The sequence below is a fragment of the Pseudomonas sp. KH_024_B2 genome (assembly GCF_057839965.1).
Window position 1 is genome coordinate 2428824 of record NZ_CM174502.1, and the last position, 18801, is coordinate 2447624.

At 61.1% G+C, this 18801-nt stretch carries 18 protein-coding genes; 8 read left to right on the forward strand and 10 right to left on the reverse strand.

Translation table 11 applies throughout. From position 1 onward, the window contains the following. Window positions 1–2 precede the first annotated feature (2 nt). Together AC3I0A_RS11415 and AC3I0A_RS11420 are read left to right on the forward strand one after the other, a co-directional pair. On the forward strand, window positions 3–1031 hold the full coding sequence (locus tag AC3I0A_RS11415; RefSeq protein WP_489377879.1) for an ABC transporter ATP-binding protein: 1029 nt from the start codon (window positions 3–5) through the stop codon (window positions 1029–1031). After that, window positions 1028–1687: an HAD family hydrolase gene (locus AC3I0A_RS11420; RefSeq protein ID WP_489377880.1), complete on the forward strand. Its 660-nt coding sequence runs from the start codon at window positions 1028–1030 to the stop codon at window positions 1685–1687. The genes AC3I0A_RS11415 and AC3I0A_RS11420 overlap by 4 nt, the downstream gene beginning before the upstream one ends. Window positions 1688–1900: 213 nt before the next feature. On the opposite strand, the gene AC3I0A_RS11425 is transcribed toward AC3I0A_RS11420, so the two are convergent. Further along, entirely contained in the window at window positions 1901–2794 is an 894-nt protein-coding gene (locus AC3I0A_RS11425) for a DMT family transporter (RefSeq protein ID WP_489377882.1), read from the reverse strand. Window positions 2795–2883: 89 nt separating this feature from the next. On the opposite strand from AC3I0A_RS11425, the gene AC3I0A_RS11430 reads away from it, so the two are divergent. Both AC3I0A_RS11430 and AC3I0A_RS11435 read left to right on the forward strand, forming a co-directional pair. Next, complete coding sequence (locus AC3I0A_RS11430; protein ID WP_489377883.1) at window positions 2884–4215, forward strand: aminotransferase-like domain-containing protein; 1332 nt, start codon at window positions 2884–2886, stop codon at window positions 4213–4215. Window positions 4216–4434: 219 nt separating this feature from the next. Continuing rightward, on the forward strand, window positions 4435–4764 hold the full coding sequence (locus AC3I0A_RS11435; RefSeq protein ID WP_489377884.1) for a hypothetical protein: 330 nt from the start codon (window positions 4435–4437) through the stop codon (window positions 4762–4764). A gap of 62 nt (window positions 4765–4826) precedes the next feature. Here AC3I0A_RS11435 and AC3I0A_RS11440 read toward each other — a convergent pair whose 3' ends face one another. Genes AC3I0A_RS11440 through AC3I0A_RS11455 form a run of 4 tightly spaced genes read right to left on the reverse strand, consistent with a single transcriptional unit; the run spans window position 4827 to window position 9443 of the window. Next, window positions 4827–5291 carry a response regulator gene (locus AC3I0A_RS11440; RefSeq protein ID WP_489377886.1) on the reverse strand — a complete coding sequence of 155 codons (465 nt, stop codon included), beginning with the start codon at window positions 5289–5291 and terminating at the stop codon, window positions 4827–4829. Next, window positions 5288–7615: an ATP-binding protein gene (locus AC3I0A_RS11445; protein ID WP_489377887.1), complete on the reverse strand. Its 2328-nt coding sequence runs from the start codon at window positions 7613–7615 to the stop codon at window positions 5288–5290. Before AC3I0A_RS11445 ends, AC3I0A_RS11440 begins: the two co-directional genes overlap by 4 nt. Then, window positions 7612–8262 carry a response regulator gene (locus AC3I0A_RS11450; protein ID WP_489377888.1) on the reverse strand — a complete coding sequence of 217 codons (651 nt, stop codon included), beginning with the start codon at window positions 8260–8262 and terminating at the stop codon, window positions 7612–7614. The genes AC3I0A_RS11445 and AC3I0A_RS11450 overlap by 4 nt, the downstream gene beginning before the upstream one ends. Continuing rightward, window positions 8262–9443, reverse strand: a complete 1182-nt coding sequence (locus AC3I0A_RS11455) for a sensor histidine kinase (RefSeq protein ID WP_489377890.1) — start codon at window positions 9441–9443, stop codon at window positions 8262–8264. The genes AC3I0A_RS11450 and AC3I0A_RS11455 overlap by 1 nt, the downstream gene beginning before the upstream one ends. Before the next feature lie 172 nt (window positions 9444–9615). Here AC3I0A_RS11455 and AC3I0A_RS11460 point away from each other — a divergent pair, with 172 nt between their 5' ends. Then, entirely contained in the window at window positions 9616–10134 is a 519-nt protein-coding gene (locus AC3I0A_RS11460; protein ID WP_489377891.1) for an SgcJ/EcaC family oxidoreductase, read from the forward strand. 5 nt (window positions 10135–10139) lie between these two features. Here the strand turns inward: AC3I0A_RS11460 and AC3I0A_RS11465 are convergent, their stop codons facing one another. Then, complete coding sequence (locus AC3I0A_RS11465; protein ID WP_489377892.1) at window positions 10140–11414, reverse strand: peptidase MATCAP family protein; 1275 nt, start codon at window positions 11412–11414, stop codon at window positions 10140–10142. Between the two features lie 50 nt (window positions 11415–11464). Further along, the gene (locus tag AC3I0A_RS11470; RefSeq protein WP_489377893.1) at window positions 11465–12928 is read right to left on the reverse strand and encodes an MFS transporter; all 1464 of its coding nucleotides are present in this window, start codon (window positions 12926–12928) and stop codon (window positions 11465–11467) included. 141 nt (window positions 12929–13069) lie between these two features. On the opposite strand from AC3I0A_RS11470, the gene AC3I0A_RS11475 reads away from it, so the two are divergent. After that, the gene (locus AC3I0A_RS11475) at window positions 13070–14014 is read left to right on the forward strand and encodes a LysR family transcriptional regulator (protein WP_489377895.1); all 945 of its coding nucleotides are present in this window, start codon (window positions 13070–13072) and stop codon (window positions 14012–14014) included. Here AC3I0A_RS11475 and AC3I0A_RS11480 read toward each other — a convergent pair. Continuing rightward, window positions 13999–14466, reverse strand: coding sequence for a hypothetical protein (locus AC3I0A_RS11480; protein WP_489377896.1), 468 nt, complete (start codon window positions 14464–14466; stop codon window positions 13999–14001). The genes AC3I0A_RS11475 and AC3I0A_RS11480 overlap by 16 nt on opposite strands. A 196-nt stretch (window positions 14467–14662) precedes the next feature. Between AC3I0A_RS11480 and AC3I0A_RS11485 the strand changes: the two genes are divergently transcribed. Together AC3I0A_RS11485 and AC3I0A_RS11490 are read left to right on the forward strand one after the other, a co-directional pair. Next, the gene (locus AC3I0A_RS11485; protein WP_489377897.1) at window positions 14663–15883 is read left to right on the forward strand and encodes a helix-turn-helix domain-containing protein; all 1221 of its coding nucleotides are present in this window, start codon (window positions 14663–14665) and stop codon (window positions 15881–15883) included. A 35-nt stretch (window positions 15884–15918) separates the two neighbouring features. Then, window positions 15919–16566: a Vgb family protein gene (locus tag AC3I0A_RS11490; RefSeq protein ID WP_489377899.1), complete on the forward strand. Its 648-nt coding sequence runs from the start codon at window positions 15919–15921 to the stop codon at window positions 16564–16566. 96 nt (window positions 16567–16662) lie between these two features. Here the strand turns inward: AC3I0A_RS11490 and AC3I0A_RS11495 are convergent, their stop codons facing one another. Together AC3I0A_RS11495 and AC3I0A_RS11500 are read right to left on the reverse strand one after the other, a co-directional pair. Continuing rightward, the gene (locus tag AC3I0A_RS11495; RefSeq protein ID WP_489377900.1) at window positions 16663–17364 is read right to left on the reverse strand and encodes a cyclase family protein; all 702 of its coding nucleotides are present in this window, start codon (window positions 17362–17364) and stop codon (window positions 16663–16665) included. A gap of 167 nt (window positions 17365–17531) precedes the next feature. Continuing rightward, the gene (locus AC3I0A_RS11500; protein ID WP_489377901.1) at window positions 17532–18644 is read right to left on the reverse strand and encodes a polyamine ABC transporter substrate-binding protein; all 1113 of its coding nucleotides are present in this window, start codon (window positions 18642–18644) and stop codon (window positions 17532–17534) included. Between the last annotated feature and the right edge of the window lie 157 nt (window positions 18645–18801).

Genomic DNA, 18801 nt, shown 5'->3' on the forward strand with positions numbered 1-18801 from the left:
CGATGAATTATCTTGAAGTCTCCAAATTATCTAAATCTTTCGGCAAAAGCTCGGACAAGACCCGCGTGTTTGACGACATCAATTTCACTATCAAGGAAGGCGAACTGGTGACCCTGCTCGGCCCCAGTGGCTGCGGCAAGTCAACCTTGTTGCGTTGCATCGCCGGTTTAACTGAAGTTGATAGCGGCCAGATCCATGTGGCGGGAAACAACATTACCCATGTTGCTCCGCAGAAACGTGGCATCGGCATGGTATTCCAGAGTTATGCGTTGTTCCCGAACCTGACGGTGACGGGCAATATTGCCTTCGGCCTGGAAATGCAGGGCGTCTGTGTCGATGAAACCTTCCAGCGCGTGACCGATGCGGTGCGCCTGGTTGAATTGCAGGGGCACGAGAACAAATTCGTCAGTCAGCTCTCCGGCGGCCAGCGCCAGCGTGTCGCCCTGGCGCGGGCATTGGTGGTGCGGCCACGCATCCTGCTGCTGGATGAACCGCTGTCGGCGCTGGATGCACGCATCCGCAAGCACCTGCAGGAAGAGATCAGGCGGATCCAGTCGCAGCTGAAACTGACGACCATTTTTGTCACCCACGATCAGGAAGAAGCGCTGATGCTGTCCGACCGCATCATCGTCATGGATGGTGGTCGCATCGTGCAGGAAGGGAGCGCCGAGACCATCTACACACGACCGGCCAATGGTTTTGTCGCGCGTTTCATGGGCAGCTACAACTTGCTGGATGCCAGCCAGGCGGAACAGTTGCTTGGCCTGCACATACAAGGACAACTGGCAATCCGGCCGGAAGCGATCCATGTGGCGCAAGCCGGCCGCAGCTATGGCCCACATCTGGGTACACCGTGCCGCGCCACGGTACGTCACCATCAACTGCTCGGCAACGTCATTCGCTACCACGTCGACGCGCAAGGCTGTTCGTTGATGGTCGATATGCTCAATCGCAGTTCTGGATCCTTGCTGCCGGCAGGCGCGCAGCTCGACCTGCTGTTCAATCGTGAAGAACTGCAGGAGGTCGCATGACGATTTTGGCTATTTTTGACATGGACGACACCCTTATCGATTGCGATAGCTCCAGTCTCTGGCTGCGCTATCTGGTGCAGCGCGGTGTGGCGGCAGCCGACATGCTGGTCACCGAGCAGGCGATGATGCAAGCCTATCATCTGGGCGAACTGTCCATGGCGCAGTACATGGATTTTACGCTCCAACCGTTGTCTGGAGTGGCCGTCAGCGAAGTGGAACGATGGGCTGATGACTTTGTCTCCAGCATGATTTCCACGCGCATATTTCCTGCTGCACGTCGGCAAATCGAGTGGCATCGTCAACAGGGAAACACACTATTAATCATCTCGGCTACGGCTGACTTTATCGTCCGCCGTATCGCCGCCATGCTGGGCGTGGACGAGGTGATCGCCATAGAGCTTGAACAGGTAGCAGGCAGCTTTACCGGCGCAACCAAAGGGGTGCTCAGTTTTCGGGAAGGCAAGGTAGAGCGCTTGCAGGCGTGGCTGCAGATCCATGGCAACAGCTTGCAAGGCAGCTTTGGCTACAGTGACTCGGTGAATGATTTGCCGCTATTGCATGCGGTCCAGCATGCGTGTGTCGTCAACCCCGCGCCAGCGCTGAAACAGGTCTGCGACCAGCATCAATGGCGACAGTATGACTGGCAGCTGACGTAACATGAGCACAGCGTCACGGGTCAGGCCCGGGGGGCGGCATGCTGTTAATCCAGTTGGGGTCCGATGCATTATTGCGCCACAAGGCGGCGGGCCTGCCGGTACCTCGGCTAACCTCGGCGCTGGCGATCAAGCTGCTTGAACACAGGCTTCGCCAGCTGCTACAGAATCCGCGGTGATTGATTGAACGACGGTTTCAGGTGTTGCCATAAGCCTCTACTTCGAAAACTTTCTCGCTCCAGCGACACAAAGAATCACCGCAACGGTAACACCCAGCATGCCAATGCTGACCTGCTCGTGAAGCAGCGTGGCCGCCAGCGCCAATCCAAAAAACGGTTGTAGAAGCTGAAGCTGGCCGATGGCGGCAATACCCCCTTGGGCAAGCCCGCGATACCAGAATACGAAACCGATCAGCATGCTGAAGATCGATACGTAAGCCAGGCTGACCCACGCGGATGGAGTCATTCCCGAGAACGAAGGCGGTGCCGTGAACCAGGTCAGCGGGGCCATGACGGGCAGCGACAGAACCAATGCCCAGGAGATCACCTGCCAGCCGCCAAGTGTCCTTGAAAGCTTCGCACCTTCTGCATAGCCAAGTCCGCAGACGAGGATTGCCAGCAACATCAGCATGTCCCCCGCAGGATTTGCTGTCAGGCCTTGGGAGACCGCAAACCCCACAACCAGCACGCTTCCCAGGACCGAGAAGAGCCAGAACACCGGCCGCGGACGTTCGCCATCGCGCAAAACACCGAACGCAGCGGTGGCGAGCGGCAACAGGCCAAGGAAGACGATGGAGTGCGCAGACGTCACATACTGTAGTGCCAGCGCAGTCAGCAGAGGAAACCCTAATACAACGCCCATTGCCACGATAGCCAAGGGTAGAAGCTGACGCCTGGCAGGACGCTTTTCTTTAAAGAGCACAAGCATGCAAAGTGCCAGGATTCCAGCAATGGTTGCTCGGGCAACCGTCAGGAAGACCGGGTCGAATTCCAGGACGGCCACCCGTGTCGCTGGCAGCGAGCCGCTGAAAATGAGTACGCCGATGAACCCGTTGAGCCATCCGCTCGCGGTCTTTTCCGTGGTGTTTTGCAGGTTCGATATACGTTCCATTCAGGGTCACTCCATGCTCAGGTTGCATGGGAGGCATCGTATGATCGAAACTCAATACAATCAAAAAATCGTCATGGATACATCTGCACATGTCTCGCTCACGATACAAGTCATTGGTTGATGCGTTTGCGGCTGATATCCGCTCAGGACGACTCTTGCCGGGCACGCGCTTGCCGACGCACCGCCAGCTGGCGGCTACAGAAGGACTGGCGCTGGTGACTGCAACCCGGGTCTATGCAGAGCTCGAAGCCATGGGGCTGGTCAGTGGGGAGACGGGACGAGGCACTTTCGTGAGGGAGACTTCGTTACCTCCTGGCCTGGGTATCGACCAGCAAGACGTTGCAGCTGGAATGACCGATCTCAACTTCAACTATCCAGCGCTTCCAGGACAGGCAGAACTGTTGCGAAGTGCTCTGCGCCAGCTCGCGTCGGCCGGTGACCTGGAGTCACTGCTGCGCTACCAGCCACACGCAGGGCGTCTGCATGAGCGCGCCTCTGTGGCACGCCATCTGCGCGCCCGAGGGCTGACGGTTGAGGCTGAGCAAGTGTTAATCGTCAGTGGTGCTCAGCATGGGCTGGCCGTGACGATGATGGCGCTGCTGCAACCCGGTGATGTGGTTGCAGCTGATGCGTTGACCTATTCAGGATTCAAGGTGCTGGCCGAAGCACTGCACCTTGAAGTCGTGCCCATTCCCGTGCTCGATCATGGACCTGATCTGGATGCGTTGGAAAGCCTGTGCCGGAATCGACGCGTCCGGGCTGTGTATACGATGCCGACGCTGCACAATCCGCTGGGATGGGTGATGAGTGCCGATCAACGCGAGTACTTGGTGACGATTGCGCGCAGGCATGGGTTGCTCATCATTGAGGACGCGGCTTACGCCTTCCTTGCCGAGGAGCCACCTGCACCGTTGGCGGAACTCGCACCAGAGAGGACTGTTTACGTTTCAGGGTTATCCAAGAGCGTAGCCACCGGATTACGCGTAGGTTTCATCGCAGCCCCCGCCGAAAAAGTGTCCGTGTTGGAGCGAACGATCAGGGCGACCACATGGAATACCCCGGGCGTGTTGACTGCGATCGCGAGTGCGTGGCTCGACGATGGTACCGTTATGCAGCTGGAAGCTGAAAAGCGCCGGGATGCGCAGGCCAGGCAAGCCCTGGCCGCTGAAGTGCTGGCGGGGCTTCGGTGCGTAGGCCACCCATCTTCCTATTTTCTTTGGTTGCCTTTGTCCGAAGATGCCAGGGCCGACCAGATCGCCATGGCGTTGATGCGTGAAAAAATTTCGGTTTCAACCGCCGAGCCTTTTGCAACCTCCGCCCATGTACCGCATGCGATCCGCCTGGCGCTGGGCTCAGCGCAGATGGGCGCACTTCGGGAGGCGCTTGAAAAAGTGAAGTGGATTATTGGTGCTTATTCATAGAGACCTCGCGCCATTAACGACCCGGCTTTCGATTTTCCCTGTAGGAGCGAGCTTGCTCGCGATGAACGTTAACGATAACGCGTGTTGTCTGAATAAACGCGTCGCCCTCGAGTCCATCGCGAGCAAGCTCGCTCCTACAGGTATTGGCACATTGCTGGCCCTTTGGCCTCGGACTTGTTGTCAAACTTGCTTTCTTTTCAGCAGGTTAGGCGTGTCAGCATGCGGATCTTTGTGTTTACCCTGGCAACATGCGTCCTGGCTGGCGCGGCGCTTTCGGCACAGGCAAAGGAGTTGAGTAAAAACGATCGGTTCGTGTGCAGTTGGGGTTCTGGAATCGCTGGAGTTGCACAGGAAACCAAGCTTTCCGGAGTGAGCCTTTATGGCGCGCGACGAAAGCTCCAGGCGCGCAAGTTTACTCAGCCCTGGATGCGAATGATGGCGATGGGCATCACCGAGCAAACCTATAACAGCGCTTCGCGTATGAAACCTGCCAGCGTCAAGCAAGCGTACTACGAGGGCTGCATCAAGCATGAGTTAGCGCGCCGTTAGATCGGGACGAGATCGCTTGGGCCGGCTGATTTTCAGCACTCTGGATACCACGCGAATGGCATTCAGCCCGGTAACTTCTCTACACGTTGGCGCAACAAATCGATTTGATCCGCTGGCACCAGCGTGCGCAGGGTCTTGTACAGTGCGCGGGTTTCAAGCAGGTTCCAGACCCGCAGCATGGTTTCCAGAGCGTCCAGTGGCTTGCTGATGAAATCCTTGGCACCGAGGGCCAGTGCTCGCAGTCGGGTGTCTCGGGTAGCGTCGGCGGTGAGCACGAGGATCGGCAGATACTCGCCGCTCGGGATGCGCCGGTTGAGTTGTTCAAGTACGGCGAATCCGTCGAACTCCGGCATGTGCAGGTCGAGAATAACCAGGTCCGGCTCGAAGCTGTTGAACAGGTCCAGGGTTCGCAACGGCTGGGTGCTGCTCAGTACGTTGGTCAGTCCCTCACGAGCCAGCAGCTGCTCCATCAGATCGAGGTTAGGCCGTTGGTCGTCGATGATCAGAATGCGCAGGTCGGTGTTCACACGGGCTCCGGTAGGTACTGGTCAAGATGGGCGAGGAACGAAGGAACATGAATCGGCTTGGTCAGCACTGCGGTCGCTCCCGCTTTGCACAATGCCAGATGCGTGAGGTCGCTGGCGTCGGCGGTGACCATCAGCACCGGCGTGGTCCTGGTGATAGGGGACTGGCGTAAGCGCCGCAGGACGTTGAGTCCATCGATATCCGGGAGGGCGACATCCAGCAGAATCAGCTGGGGTGCATGTTGACGGGCCAGGTCCAGGCCCATTTGTCCTTGCATGCTTGAGAGCAACTGGATCCCCGGTCGGCGTTGCAGCAGTGTTTCGATCAGGGCCAGGCTCGAGAGATTGTCCTCGATGCACAGCACCTTGCCCTGGTAGTCAGGGTAGGCAAGGACGGGGGGTGCCGTCCCTTTGCCGATTCCCGCAGAGGGTGGTTCGGGGGCTTGCTGCAGGCGCACAAAGGGCAGTTCCAGCGTAAAGCTTGCGCCTTCGCCCGGCTGGCTTTGCACGGTCAGACTGCCATTCATCATTTCCAGCAGACTCTTGCTCAGTGCCAGGCCCAGGCCGGTTCCTTCCACGTTCGGATCGGTCTCCAGGCGCTCGAACGGCTTGAACAGTTGCTCCTGGCGATCGGCCGCGATGCCCTTGCCGGTATCGCTGACGGACACGGCAATCCGCTGTTGATGAACCTTGACGTCGATGTGCACCTGCCCCTGAGGCCGGTTGTATTTGATCGCGTTGGACAGCAGGTTCAGCAGCACCTGGACCAGACGTTGTCGATCGGCGACGATCCCGCTGTCAGCGGCCAGCGCAGGCAGCTCAACCAGACGGATACCGGCGTCGGCGGCCATCGGCGAGACCAGCGTCAGCGCCTCTTGCAGAACCACCACCAAGGGCACGGATTCGACATTCAGCGGCAGGCGTCCAGCTTCGATCTTGGCGATGTCCAGCACTTCGTTGATCAGGGTCAGCAGGTGCTGGCCTGCGCGCAAAATATGGCCGATCTGCGATTTCTGAGCAGAGGGCGCGTCCATGTCCAGCAATTGCGCAAAGCCCAGAATGGAGTTAAGCGGTGTGCGCAATTCGTGGCTCATGCGCGACAGGAATTCGCTTTTGGCGCGGCTGGCGCGCTCCGCTTCTTCGCGCGCAGTGCGCAGCGCCATCTCGGCAGCACGGCGATCCGTAATGTCCCGAGTGATCTTGGAGAACCCACGCAGGGCGCCGCTGCTGTCATATTGCGCGGTGATGACCACACTGGCCCAGAAGCGGCTGCCATCCTTGCGGCAACGCCAGGCCTCTTCCATGTAATGACCATCGCGAGTGGCCTCACGCAGCGCCATCTCGGGGTGTTGCGGGCACTCTTGCGACAGATAGAACACCGAGAAATGCTGGCCGATGATTTCCTGTTCGGTGTAGCCCTTGATCCGTTCCGCGCCAGCGTTCCAGCTGGTGACGTAGCCCGCTATATCGAGGGCGAAAATCCCGTAATCCTTCACGCCGTCGATGATCAGCCGCAAGCGCTCTTCGTTATCGCGCAACGCCCGCTCACGTTCGGCCAGCAGCAGCCCGGCCTCCACCAGACGGGTGCCCAATTGACCGATCTCATCGTTCTCCGGTGGTTGCGGCAGCAGCGGCTGACCGAGGGCCAGGCGTTGGGCGTTGCCTTGAACCTGCTGCACCCGGGCGACGATGCCCTTGGACAGGAACAGCACCGCAACGATGGCGCCGAACAGCCCGCAGATCGCGGCCAGCCAGGTGGAGAGCAGCAGACGCTGGCGGGTGGAGGCGGCCGCAGCGGTGCGCTCGGCCAGCAGCGTGTCCTCCAGGGTGCGCATGGTGGTGATGCGCTCGCGCAGCTCGTCGAGGATGTGCTTGTTGTTGATCAGGATCGTGGTAATCGTCTCGGGTTTTGCGTTGCGATCTTCGAGCATTTCCACCAGGCCCTCGACTTTGCTGTCGATCAGCGGCCTGATGGCTTCCAGCTGCTCGCGTACGCGCTTGTCCCGCACATTACTGTCCAGCCGACGCAGCGCCGATTCGATCAGGGGCCTGGCTTTCAGATAACTCGGCAGGAAATCCTCCCGACGCGTCAGCAGATAACCACGCACGCTGGCGGCGGCTTCCGCGAGCAGGGTGTGTACGGCCTGGATATCGCCCTGCACCAGCAACACGCGTCGCACGTCCTCTTCCGCGCGGGCGGTCTGACGTTCGGTGATGTAGATCAATACCAGTGACAGCAACAGGATCACCAGCGGCAGGGAAATCACCACCAGCGCTTTGCCCCGCAGCGGCAGGTCGGTCCAGCGTCTGACGTAAAACAGCTTCATGGCTGCGATACCAGGCCCAGCGCGATTCCGCGAACAGCGGCCTGGGTTCGATCGGCGGCGCCGAGTTTGCCGATGACCCGTTCCACATGGGCTTTCGCTGTGCCCGTGGTAATGCCGAGTTTCTCGCCGATTTCCCGGTTGCTGCAGCCGCTGGCCACCAGCCCCAGTACCTGGCGTTCCCGTGGGGTCAAGGTTTCGGGGGTTGTGCCACTGGCATTGCGCTCGGTCATTCGGCGCAGCAGCTGGGCACTGACCGAGCTGTTGAGGGCTTGCTCGCCGGCGGCGACACGTTGCAACGCGTCGATCACCTCATGGCGGCTGGCATCCTTGAGCAGATAGCCCACGGCGCCGGCATTTATCGCGGCTTCGAGATGATCCGGGCTGTCGTCCATGGTGAACATCATCACTTTCAGGGCCGGCAGGCGCTGTTGAAGCATGCGTGCCGCGCCCAGCCCGTTGAGCACGGGCATGCGAATGTCGAGGATGACGATGTCGGGCAGCAGGCGCTCGCACACGTCCACCGCCTCCTGGCCATTGCACGCCTGGCCGACCACTTCGAATTGCGCAAGTCCTGCCAGCAGCGAGACGAAGCCGGTTCGGGTGACCTCATGATCGTCCGCCAGAACCAGACGTAAAACTTCAGTCATTAAGCTGTTCCATTGAGGTCGGAGGGGACGGTGACTCGCAGTTGCGTTCCGCCGTGTGCATCGCTGACGCAGGTGAAACGACCAGCCAACAGGCTCGCGCGTTCCTGCATCGCAGCAAGCCCCAGATGCCGGGCGCCGCCGCTGTCGAGCCGTTGCTCCAGGGCAAAGCCTTTGCCGTTGTCTTCCACTCGCAGCGAGGCCTGTCCTTCGTGCAGTTCCAGTGCCAGTAGTACGTGGCTGGCCTGTGCATGTTTGAGAATGTTATTGATACCTTCCTGGGCAATCCTGAACAGGGCGATCTCCACCTGACTGGGCAAGCGTGCTTCGCAACGCGCACTCCAGTTCACTTTGATCCCGGCTTCGCGCAGGCGATCCGCCTCTTTGTCGACCGCCTTCAGCAAGCCAAAGTCGTCGAGTACCGTCGGGCGCAGACCGCTGATCAACTGCCGGCCTTCACCCACGCAATGCTGGGCCAGCGCAAGAATGGTCTGCAAATCCGCCCCCAGCTCGTCAGGCAGTGTCGGGCAGCGGCCGGCAAAACCTTGCAGGCGCTGATGCAATCCGGCGAGGGTTTGTGCCAGACCGTCGTGCAGGTCATAGGCCATGCGTTTACGTTCGTCTTCCTGTGCCCTGAACAGCCTGTGGACCAGATCGGACATGGTGCGCTCGCGCGCCACCAGTGTGTCCAGCAGACGCTGGTTTTCAAGGTGCGCGGCCAGCAGGGTGGCGAGCAACTGCAGGGATTCGATGTCCTCGCTGTCCGGTGCACTGATGCTGACGCTGTTGGCCAGGACCAAAGCGCCGAAGGCAGCGCCATCGCCGCCGCGCAAGGGTACCCGTAGCACATTGGGCAGGACCGCACTCGGGTGTTCCTGCCATTGCGGGGTGTGCATCGCGGTATCGGCGCGGCGCTCGAGGCTGTGTAAACGATCGCTGTTGCCGTGACTGGCGGTCGTGCGGACCTGCGCATCCACGTCCCATTCCAGCAGTAGCGCATGGTCCATCGCCAGGAAGGCGCAGGCCCGTTGCAGCACGCGTTGGCGCATGGCTTCGGGGGCCAGTTGGGTCAACTCCTGCCCGGCATCCACCAGTAACCGCAGCCGCGCAGCGCGACTTTGCGATTGTCGATATTGGGTGCGAATGGCCAGGGCGCTACCGGGGTCATGGGTCGGGCTTTGCATGGTATAGCTCCGGCGCTGAGGCATGTCCGTTCGGGCGGGGGCGTCATTAAACCTCGTTAATGGGGTAGGGGGCTATCTGCCGAATGGCATAGGCAATTGACTCCGGTTGGCCGATGGCGGGCAGCGTCCGGATCGGCACAGTGTGCTCACCGACCACCACTGGAGTATCGCAATGAAATTTAACACCTCGGCCATCGTTCTGTTGTTCGCCCTGACTGCCCCGTTGGCTCAGGCACTCGAGACGGCCCCTTACGTTTACACCAGCGTGGCCGAACAACCAGGCAACGTGAAAGATCGCGAAATTGCCGGACTGTTCGACCGTTGGAACAGCGCGTTGAAGAGCGGCAATGTTCAGAGCGTGGTCGATCTGTATGCACCGAACGCCGTGCTGCAGCCGACGGTTTCCAATCAGGTACGCACGACTCCAGCGCAGATCAAGGACTACTTCGATCACTTCATGGCGCTCAAGCCGGTGGGTCAGATCAACTACCGTGAGATCCGCCAACTGGGCACCAACGCAGCAATGGACAGTGGCGTCTACACCTTTACCTTGACCGAAGCGGATGGCAAGACCCGTCTGGTGCAGGCGCGCTACACCTTCGTCTACGAGCAGATTGGCGGTCAGTGGAAGATCCTCAACCACCACTCTTCGGCGATGCCGCAAGCGCAAGAGCTGCACACCGGGAAATGACCGAGTCAGGCGCTGGCATCGGCCTCATGCTCGTCGGCGAAGGCCATGAGCACCTCCAGATCGAGCACCTCCAGCTTGATCCGGGCGATAAAGGCGGAGAAGGCCAGGTTGGCGGCGAGCAGACGCAGATCGCTGGCCCAGGCCGGGACATGGACCGGCCCCTGGAGCCAGCCGGACTCGAAAAGCGGGGCCAGGCGTACGGTATCACCCAGGCTGAGGCGCCCCGCAAACAAGTGGCCCACCAGTTCCGGCCGGTTGTCGCGGATCGCGATGCGCAGCAGGGTATGGACGCCGAGCAAACCGGTCAGGTAGGCAGCATCCTTGGTGAACGCCGAACCGCCGCGCAGGTCGGCGCCGCGGAAAACCCGTTGGGTCGAGCGGAAGGACTCCTCCTGCGACTGACCGGCAGCCAGGAAACCTTCGAATACCTGAATGAAATCGGCGCCATCCAGTGCCTGCTGGACTGCGAGCACGCGCAGGGCGAGGCGGCGCAGACGGTTGATGTCCATGCTGCCGGTGAACAGCTCGGCCAGCGTGGCGATGCCCTCCTGAGTCTGGGTCGTGCGTGGCGCACCCAGGCCCAGGCTTTTCAGGTTGGGTTGGAGCGCGCCGTTTTGTGCCGTGGCGACATGCACGAAGGCCTCATGCTGCAATAGCTGGTTCTTGTCCAATTCAGAGAACAGGGCGCTGGCACGCAGGCGAATGCGGCTCGCCCCGGCGATGGCCTTGGCGGCCAGGGTCGGATCGAGCACAACCGTGATCCGCCCCGGGCCGAAGAAGCGGTCCAGTTCCGGCTGCATCCAGGCGGCAAAGACCTCGGCCGGAATCTCGGCCTGGCTCGATGGAATCCGCGCCCCCCCCAGAAGGGCGTCGGTGGTGTTGAGGAAGAAATGGGCCGCGTCCAGCATGCTCAGCTGCTGGCTCGGGTAGTAGAAGTCCGGGCGCCGGTACAGCGCTGACGAATACCGGGTGAAATCGGCTGTGCCAATGGCCCCAAGCATGCGCCCGGCCGTGGCATAGCTGCGCGCCGTCATGGCGAGGTAGCGCCCGGCCGGATGCCCCTCATCGCAGCGGCCGGTGAATGCTTCCAGGGCGGCGATGTCGGCGCTGTGCTCGCGTGGGCGCAGCTCGACCTTGGGCAGTTCTGCATGCCCGGCGCGCCAATGCGCCAGGAATACCTCCTCGACCCCATCCGGCCAGGCCAGGGCATCCAGTACGCGGATCTTGCGGGCCAGACCGGGCAGAGCGGCATCGAGTTCGGACAGGGGTGCGGTGCTCACAGGCATCTCCTTGGGAGGCGTGTTGGGAGGCGTGGCGCAATCTCAAAAGCTTAGTCGCTGTCTCCCCGGAGCGAAGGGCGCATTGCTGGGGCGCGGCTTCCAAGCGCGATGGCGAATGCGGCTGCGATCAGGGCCAGCGCGACTGCGAAGGTGATCCGCATACCGGCGGCAACAGCCTCGGGATGCGCCGTGGTGATGTCGGTCGTCGCCGATGCAAAGGCGAACACCGCGCCCAACGCGGATGCGCCGGTGATGAGCCCCAGATTTCGCGACAGGTTGAGCATGCCGGAGATGACGCCCCGTTGGTCCGGGCGAATATCCGTCATGACCGCAGTGTTATTGGCCGTCTGGAACAGTGCATAGCTGATGGTGATGACGACGATGGGGGCGATGTAGCCGCAGATGCCGAGGGTCTCCGGCATCACCGAGAGAATGAGGCAGCCGGCCGCCATTCCGATGAGCCCGAAGAGGGTCATGCGTCGGGCGCCAAAACGGTCGGCAATGCGACCTGCGGGCACACCCGTCAGTGCAGCGAAAAACGGCCCGACCGCCAGGACCAGGCCAACAAGCGCGGCGTCAAGCCCGAGCGCGTGCGCGAGATAGAAGGGCCCGACCACTAGCGTCGCCATCATCACCGTCGAGACCAGCGCACTCATGGCGAGGCTGCCACTCAGCAGCGGATTGCGGAACATCGCCAATCGAATCAACGGTGATGCGACTTGCGCTTCGACGAGCACGAACAGGCCGGCGCCTAAGCCGGCAGTCAACAGCAGGGCCATGTTGAGCGGGCCGAAACTGCCGCGACCCATCGTCATGGCGAGCGCATAAGCCGCGAGCGTCAGCGCCAGCAGCAGCGTGCCCACAGAGTCGAAGCCGGCCCGATCGGTCTTCGGTGCCTGGAGATTGGCCTTCGGCGTGGGGCGATCGGCGGGCAGGTAACGATGGGCGAGAACAAAAGTCAGGATACCCAGGGGTACGGTGACGAGGAAGATGGCCTGCCAGCCGAGTCCGGCAATCAGAATTCCACCGAGCGGCGGCCCCATAGCGGTGCCCGTCGCGGACATCGTCCCGAGCAACCCCATGGCGCTACCGGTCTTTGCCTTGGGAACCGTCTCGCCGACAAAGGCCATGGTCAGGGCCATCATTATGGCCGCGCCGAGGCCTTGCAGCCCCCGGGCGCCAATCAGCAGCCAGAGGGTGGGCGCGAAGCCGCACAGGGCCGAGGCCAGGGTGAACAAGAAGATACCGGCCAGTAACAGCCGCCGACGGCCGATGATGTCACCGAGCCGTCCGACGCTGACGATCAGGGTGGTGATGGCGAGGAGATAAGCGATGACGATCCACTGGACTTGCTGGAAGGAGGCGTTGAACGCCTGTGCCAAGGTCGGCAAGCCAACATTGGCGATGCTGGTGCCGAGCGAGGACAGCAACATGGATAGCGAGAGGCAGGCGAGCGCCCAGCGAACTGCGGGAGTCCGTTGCGCACTGGCTGCTACTGCAAAATTTAACTTCATCATGTCCCCTGTTTTTGGCGACTCACGAAACGGAGCTATCAGAAATCTACGCCTGCGCATAACATGGCGGAAGGCGCACTATTTGCATTTTATTAGTGCGTTTGACGCCATATCCCGATTACGCCATGCCAGAGGCGATGCATGTCGACACCTGATCTCAATTTGCTGGTTACCCTGGATGTGCTGCTCGCAGAAGGTAGCGTCGCGCGCGCAGCGCAGCGGTTGCGGCTTAGCCCGTCGGCGATGAGTCGGGCACTGGCGCGATTGCGTGAAACGACCGGCGATCCGCTGTTGGTCAGAGCCGGACGCGGTCTGGTTCCCACTCCCCGAGCGCTGGAACTGCGCGAGCGGGTCAGTCAGCTGGTGCAGGACGCCGAAGCGGTCCTGCGCCCTGTTGAGAAGCTCGACCTGAAACAGCTGGTCCGAACCTTCACGCTGCGCACCAGTGAAGGCTTTGTGGAGAACTTCGCAGCGGACCTTATTGCGCGCGTCGACGAGCAAGCGCCTGGCGTGCGGCTGCGCTTCGTGCACAAGTCAGATAAAGACAGCACGCCACTTCGCGACGGGACCGTCGATCTGGAAACGGGTGTCATAGGCAAAACCGCTGGCCCGGAGCTACGTACGCAGGCATTGTTCCGCGACCGTTTCATTGGCGTGGTGCGAATGGGCCACCCACTGAGCCAGGGCGAGATCACGCCCTCCCGTTATGCGGCGGGCAGGCACATCAGCGTCTCCCGGCGGGGGCTCGACAAGGGACCTATCGATGACGCCCTGAAGCCGCTCGAGCTTACGCGGGAGATAGTGACGATCGTCCCAGGCTTTTCAACCGCGCTGGCGCTCGCCCGGACCACCGACCTGATCGCCAGTGTTCCCGAACGGCACACCGCGAGCCTGCGCATCGGCATGCACAGCTTTTCGCTTGCGCTCTCCATGCCGACGTTCACCGTCTCAATGCTCTGGCATCCACGGCTGGATGCCGATCTGGCGCATCGCTGGTTGCGTGGCTGCCTGCGGGACGTTTGCGCGCAACAGCGCATCGATTCGTCTACAGAGGCAAGCGCTGTCCAGGTTCAGGGAGTCACCTGATAACCACGCTGCTGCATGCAATTGCCATAGGCGGAGGAAGTGGCCGCCTGGGTCTGTTCCGTCGTTCGCCGATCCTCACGACGATCCTGGCGCTGCCGAGATCCGCCCACCACCATTCCTGCCACCGCAGCATCCTTGGCCTGGTTCTGTCGGTACTCTTGTTTGACATCCTCGTCCACCCGGTCATAGACCTCATCGTGCTGACGGCCGCGCGCCCCGGCAACCGCCGCACCGGCTACTGCGCCGGTAGCGGCACCACGGGCGCGTCCACCAGACTGCGAGCTATCGGTGCTGGCGCTGCTGGTGGTGCCGGCCTGAGCCTGGCAGGCACTGATGTCCTGCTGGACGGTTTCGGGAGACTGCCCTTTGAGCGGCGTTACTGTCTCGGCAGTGGCGCAAAGGCAAAACATGGAGAGGAGCGTAGCTACGCAGGGGGAGATGGACGTTTTCATAAAGACTCCACTGCTATTCAGAGGGCTTTGGATCTTGCAGTTTAGCTTGGCATCTCGACCAAGGGCCTCCAGAAGGACGTGCGGCAAGATTGGCTTCTTTCGTTCAATTTCCGATACGACGTGCTGGTCTGTGGTCGTGAGATAGACTAAGCACCGGGCTCCGAACGGTGGGAGTGACAAGCGTGGCGGGATTCAGATGGACTCGCTGATTACGGCCGCGGCGCGTGCGCTCGCGGCGGGTGATCCCCTCGGCGCACTGAACCGGGTCGCCTTGCGCGATGATGCGCCGGCGCTCGCGCTTCGAGGCATCGCGATGGCGCAGCTCGGCGACTTTGTTCGCGCGAAGGCTCTGGTGCGAAGTGCGGCGCGTGCCTTCGGTCCGAAAGAGGCCTTGGCCCGCGCGCGGTGTGTCGTCGCCGAGGCCGAGATCGCGCTCGCCTCGCGCGATCTGGACTGGCCGACGAAAGCGCTCGACGCAGCGCGGGCGACGCTCGAGGAACACGGCGACCGGCTGAACGCCGCGCATGCACGGTATCTCGACATCCGGCGCTTGCTTCTGATCGGGCGCCTTGACGAGGCCGAGGGTCGGCTCGCCGAGCTCGACCCCACACCGTTGTCGCCCGCATTGCGCGCCGCTCACGAACTGGTCGTTGCGGGGATCGCACTGCGACGCCTGCGGACGAAGGCGGCGCGTGCGGCCCTGGCTCGGGCCGAGCACGCTGCACGCCACGCCGGCATCCCTGCGCTGACAGCGGAAGTCGAAGGCGCAGCCCTCGTTCTGAACACCCCCGCGGCGCGCCTGATTACCCGCGGCGAAGAGCGACCCCTTTTGCTCGACGAGGTTGAAGCGTTACTGGTGTCCAACGCGCTCGTCGTGGACGCGTGCCGTCATGTCGTGCGTGACGCAGGCACTCTGGTCTCGCTCGCCAGGCGCCCGGTGTTGTTCGTGCTCGCACGGGTGCTGGGCGAAGCGTGGCCCGCAGACGTGCCGAGGGAAACGCTCATCGCCCGAGCGTTTCGCTTGAAGCTCGTCGATGAGTCCCATCGCGCGCGATTGCGCGTCGAAGTCGGGCGGCTTCGCGCGGCGCTTCGACCGCTCGCCGGGGTAACCGCGACCAAGCGCGGGTTTGCCCTGGTGCCACGCGGCGCACACGAGGTGGTCGTGCTGGCGCGGCCCGTCGAAGAGCAGCATGCGGCGGTGCTTGCCTTCCTCGCCGACGGTGAGTCGTGGTCGAGCTCGGCGCTGGCGCTTGCGCTTGGCACCAGCCAGCGCACCGTGCAGCGTGCACTCGATTCGCTGGCGGCGGCAAACAAGGTGCAGGCGTTTGGTCGCGGGCGAGCGTGTCGCTGGATGACCCCACCGGTGTCGGGATTCGCGACCACTTTGTTACTCCCCGTTCCACTGCCGAGTGAGTAGGCTGCACTCCACTAACCCGCGACGAGGAAGCACACATGAAACGATCAGCAGCTGAAATCCTCCGTGAATATGGACCCTTTCCGGGTATCGACAACGTGCATGGCGTTACCTATGACGGTCAGCGCGTCTGGTTCGCTTCCGGAGACAAACTGAACGCCCTCGATCCGGCGAGCGGGAAGACGCTGCGCTCGATTGACGTCGCCGCCCATGCAGGAACGGCCTTCGACGGTAAACACCTGTTTCAGATCGCCGAGGATCGCATCCAGAAAATCGATCCCAAGACCGGCCGTGTGCTCGCCACGATCCCGGCGCCCGGCGGCAGTGACTCGGGGCTCACGTGGGCCGAAGGGACACTCTGGGTGGGCGAGTTTCGGGACCGGAAGATTCATCAGATCGATCCCCAGACCGGGACGATGCTTCGCACCATCGAGTCCAACCGCTTCGTCACCGGCGTCACCTGGATTGACGGAGAACTCTGGCACGGCACCTGGGAAGGTGACGAGAGTGAATTGAGGCATGTCGACTCTCGAACGGGAGAGGTCATGGAGAGCCTCAAGATGCCGCCTGGAGTCGGCGTATCGGGGCTCGAATCCGATGGCGGCGATCAGTTCTTCTGCGGAGGCGGAAGCAGCGGGAAGGTGAGAGCTGTCCGCCGACCCGGATCAGGCGCCAAGAGCCAATAATCGAACTTGGGAGCGCCCGGGCTGTGACTTATGCCCGGGGCCTCAAGCATTGAAACAGGCTCACATCAATTTTTTTGCCGTCGAGTTAAACAGCGGTCAGGGCACAAACGCCATCACGGAAGCAGGGGAGCCCGACCCTTCTTTCAGCCGAAGCACGCCAATAACCAGTGTTGCGCCTTTTGCTGGCAGTTGATCGAGGTTGGTCAGACACTCCAGAACGATGCCATTTTTCGCCAGAACCTGACTGTTGGTGGCGAATACCCTGTCCTGCCCTGGATCTATTCCGTGCGTATCGATACCGACACCCGCGATCTGGCGTTGTTCAAGCAGAAATTTCGTAGTTGAAGCGCCGACACCTGGAAAGTGTAAGCCCAGGGTGTCTTCATTGAAAAAACCCTTGGGATCGTTCCACAGGGCTTGCCACCCGGTGTAAAACAGCACAATAGAACCTTGGTCGATGCGCCCGTGATCTCGCTCCCAGTTGTCTATGTCTTGTACGCCGATCACATAGTCAGGGTTGTCCCGGGTTTGCGCTCGCAGATCGATCACGGCGGCGGGCCGCACCAGGGACTCCGGTTGATAGCCATCGATCCCGATGGCATTGGGATGGAAACTATTGGGCGCGTTCATATGGGTTGCACTGTGCTCACCCATGCTGAACCGCCGCAGGTAGTAACCGTCTTTTTTCTGTGAGGCCACCACCTCGAACTCGACCGCAGGGTCGTGAGGCCAAACCGGGATAGTCGGTGTGATGATATGACTGAGGTCGATGACCTTTCGAAACTGAATACTCTGCATTCCTTTGATTCCCTTGCCCTCTGCGAAAGAAACCGTTAGCCGCACCTATTGATAGTAACGCGGCCAGTTAGAAGGGATAAACAATCTTGTGGCGAGGGGGGCCGTTCAGTTAAGCGAACGCTGCGCTCCCACAGTTCCGTGTCGCGCCCGCAAGGGGCGCGGGATGTCTATTTGCCGAGTTTTACCCGCGTCCAGCCGCGTGTCATCAAGCGTTGGGTGGCGATCGGCAGGTCGGGGATTGCATAGAGGGTGGCCATGACAGCTTGCGGCGGGTACAAGCCTGGATCGTCACGAATCGCCTCGTCGACTAAAGGTGTGGCCGCCGAGTTGGCATTGCTGTAACCCACACTGTTGGTGATCTCGGCCATGATCTCCGGGCGCATCAGGAAGTTCATGAACTGGTAGGCACCTTCGACGTTTGCCGCGTCACTGGGGATGGCGACCATGTCATAGAAACTGCCCGCACCTTCTTTCGGAATGCTGTAGTCGATTTTCACCCTGCCACCGACTTCCTCGGCGCGCGCCTTGGCCTGGAACACATCGCCGGAGTAACCAACGGCTACGCAGATGTTGCCGTTGGCAAGGTCCGAGATGTACTTGGATGAATGGAAGTAGGTCACCGATGGGCGGATTTTCATGAACAGTGCTTCAGCTTCGGCGATCTGCTGTTTGTCCTGGGAGTTCACCGGGTAGCCCAGATAGTGCAGGGCGAGCGGCAGCATTTCGGTCGGCGAGTCGAGGAAGCTGATGCCGCAGGATTTCAGTTTTTCCGCATTTTCCGGTTTGAACAGCAGATCCCAGGAGTTCACCGGTGCGTCTGTGCCCAAGGCTTGCCTGACCTTGTCCGGGTTGAAGCCGATACCAATCGAGCCCCACATGTAGGGAAAGGCGTGGCCGTTATCGGTGTCGCTGGCGGCGGCGTTCTTCAACAGTGTCGGGTTGAGATTTTTCCAGTTGGGCAACTTCGACTTGTCCAGCGTCTGGTAGACCCCGGCCTTGATCTGTTTGGCCAGAAAGCTGTTGGAGGGAACGACGATGTCGTAACCCGACTTGCCTGCGAGCAACCTGGCTTCAAGGGTTTCATTGCTGTCGAACACGTCGTAGACGACCCGGATACCGGTTTCGTCTTCGAATTTTTTGACCGTGTCCGGTGCAATGTAGTCCGACCAGTTGTAGACGCGCAGCACCTTGTCATTGGCCTGGGCGCAGGTAGCGATCGTGCTGAAAAAGGACACGCTCAAAAAGGACAGCGTGAGCAGAGTCCTGCCAAACATTTTCATCCGTACAACTCCGTTTTTTTCTTGTGATTTTCTGCAGCTTTGGTGAATCTCGTCGAACACAAAACCTGTGGCGAGGGAGCTTGCTCCCGCTGGGTTGCGAAGCGACCCCAAAACCTGCCACCGCATAACTTCAGACATACCGCATTCGCAGGGTTTG

Bases quoted from the DNA above. Each gene is read 5' to 3' on its own strand.
- AC3I0A_RS11480 (WP_489377896.1), bottom strand. From the start codon at position 14,466: ATGAAAACGTCCATCTCCCCCTGCGTAGCTACGCTCCTCTCCATGTTT.
- AC3I0A_RS11460 (WP_489377891.1), top strand. From the start codon at position 9,616: ATGAAATTTAACACCTCGGCCATCGTTCTGTTGTTCGCCCTGACTGCC.
- AC3I0A_RS11470 (WP_489377893.1), bottom strand. From the start codon at position 12,928: ATGAAGTTAAATTTTGCAGTAGCAGCCAGTGCGCAACGGACTCCCGCA.
- AC3I0A_RS11495 (WP_489377900.1), bottom strand. From the start codon at position 17,364: ATGCAGAGTATTCAGTTTCGAAAGGTCATCGACCTCAGTCATATCATC.
- AC3I0A_RS11415 (WP_489377879.1), top strand. From the start codon at position 3: ATGAATTATCTTGAAGTCTCCAAATTATCTAAATCTTTCGGCAAAAGC.
- AC3I0A_RS11485 (WP_489377897.1), top strand. From the start codon at position 14,663: ATGGACTCGCTGATTACGGCCGCGGCGCGTGCGCTCGCGGCGGGTGAT.
- AC3I0A_RS11450 (WP_489377888.1), bottom strand. From the start codon at position 8,262: ATGACTGAAGTTTTACGTCTGGTTCTGGCGGACGATCATGAGGTCACC.
- AC3I0A_RS11425 (WP_489377882.1), bottom strand. From the start codon at position 2,794: ATGGAACGTATATCGAACCTGCAAAACACCACGGAAAAGACCGCGAGC.
- AC3I0A_RS11475 (WP_489377895.1), top strand. From the start codon at position 13,070: ATGTCGACACCTGATCTCAATTTGCTGGTTACCCTGGATGTGCTGCTC.
- AC3I0A_RS11420 (WP_489377880.1), top strand. From the start codon at position 1,028: ATGACGATTTTGGCTATTTTTGACATGGACGACACCCTTATCGATTGC.
- AC3I0A_RS11445 (WP_489377887.1), bottom strand. From the start codon at position 7,615: ATGAAGCTGTTTTACGTCAGACGCTGGACCGACCTGCCGCTGCGGGGC.
- AC3I0A_RS11455 (WP_489377890.1), bottom strand. From the start codon at position 9,443: ATGCAAAGCCCGACCCATGACCCCGGTAGCGCCCTGGCCATTCGCACC.
- AC3I0A_RS11435 (WP_489377884.1), top strand. From the start codon at position 4,435: ATGCGGATCTTTGTGTTTACCCTGGCAACATGCGTCCTGGCTGGCGCG.
- AC3I0A_RS11490 (WP_489377899.1), top strand. From the start codon at position 15,919: ATGAAACGATCAGCAGCTGAAATCCTCCGTGAATATGGACCCTTTCCG.
- AC3I0A_RS11430 (WP_489377883.1), top strand. From the start codon at position 2,884: ATGTCTCGCTCACGATACAAGTCATTGGTTGATGCGTTTGCGGCTGAT.
- AC3I0A_RS11500 (WP_489377901.1), bottom strand. From the start codon at position 18,644: ATGAAAATGTTTGGCAGGACTCTGCTCACGCTGTCCTTTTTGAGCGTG.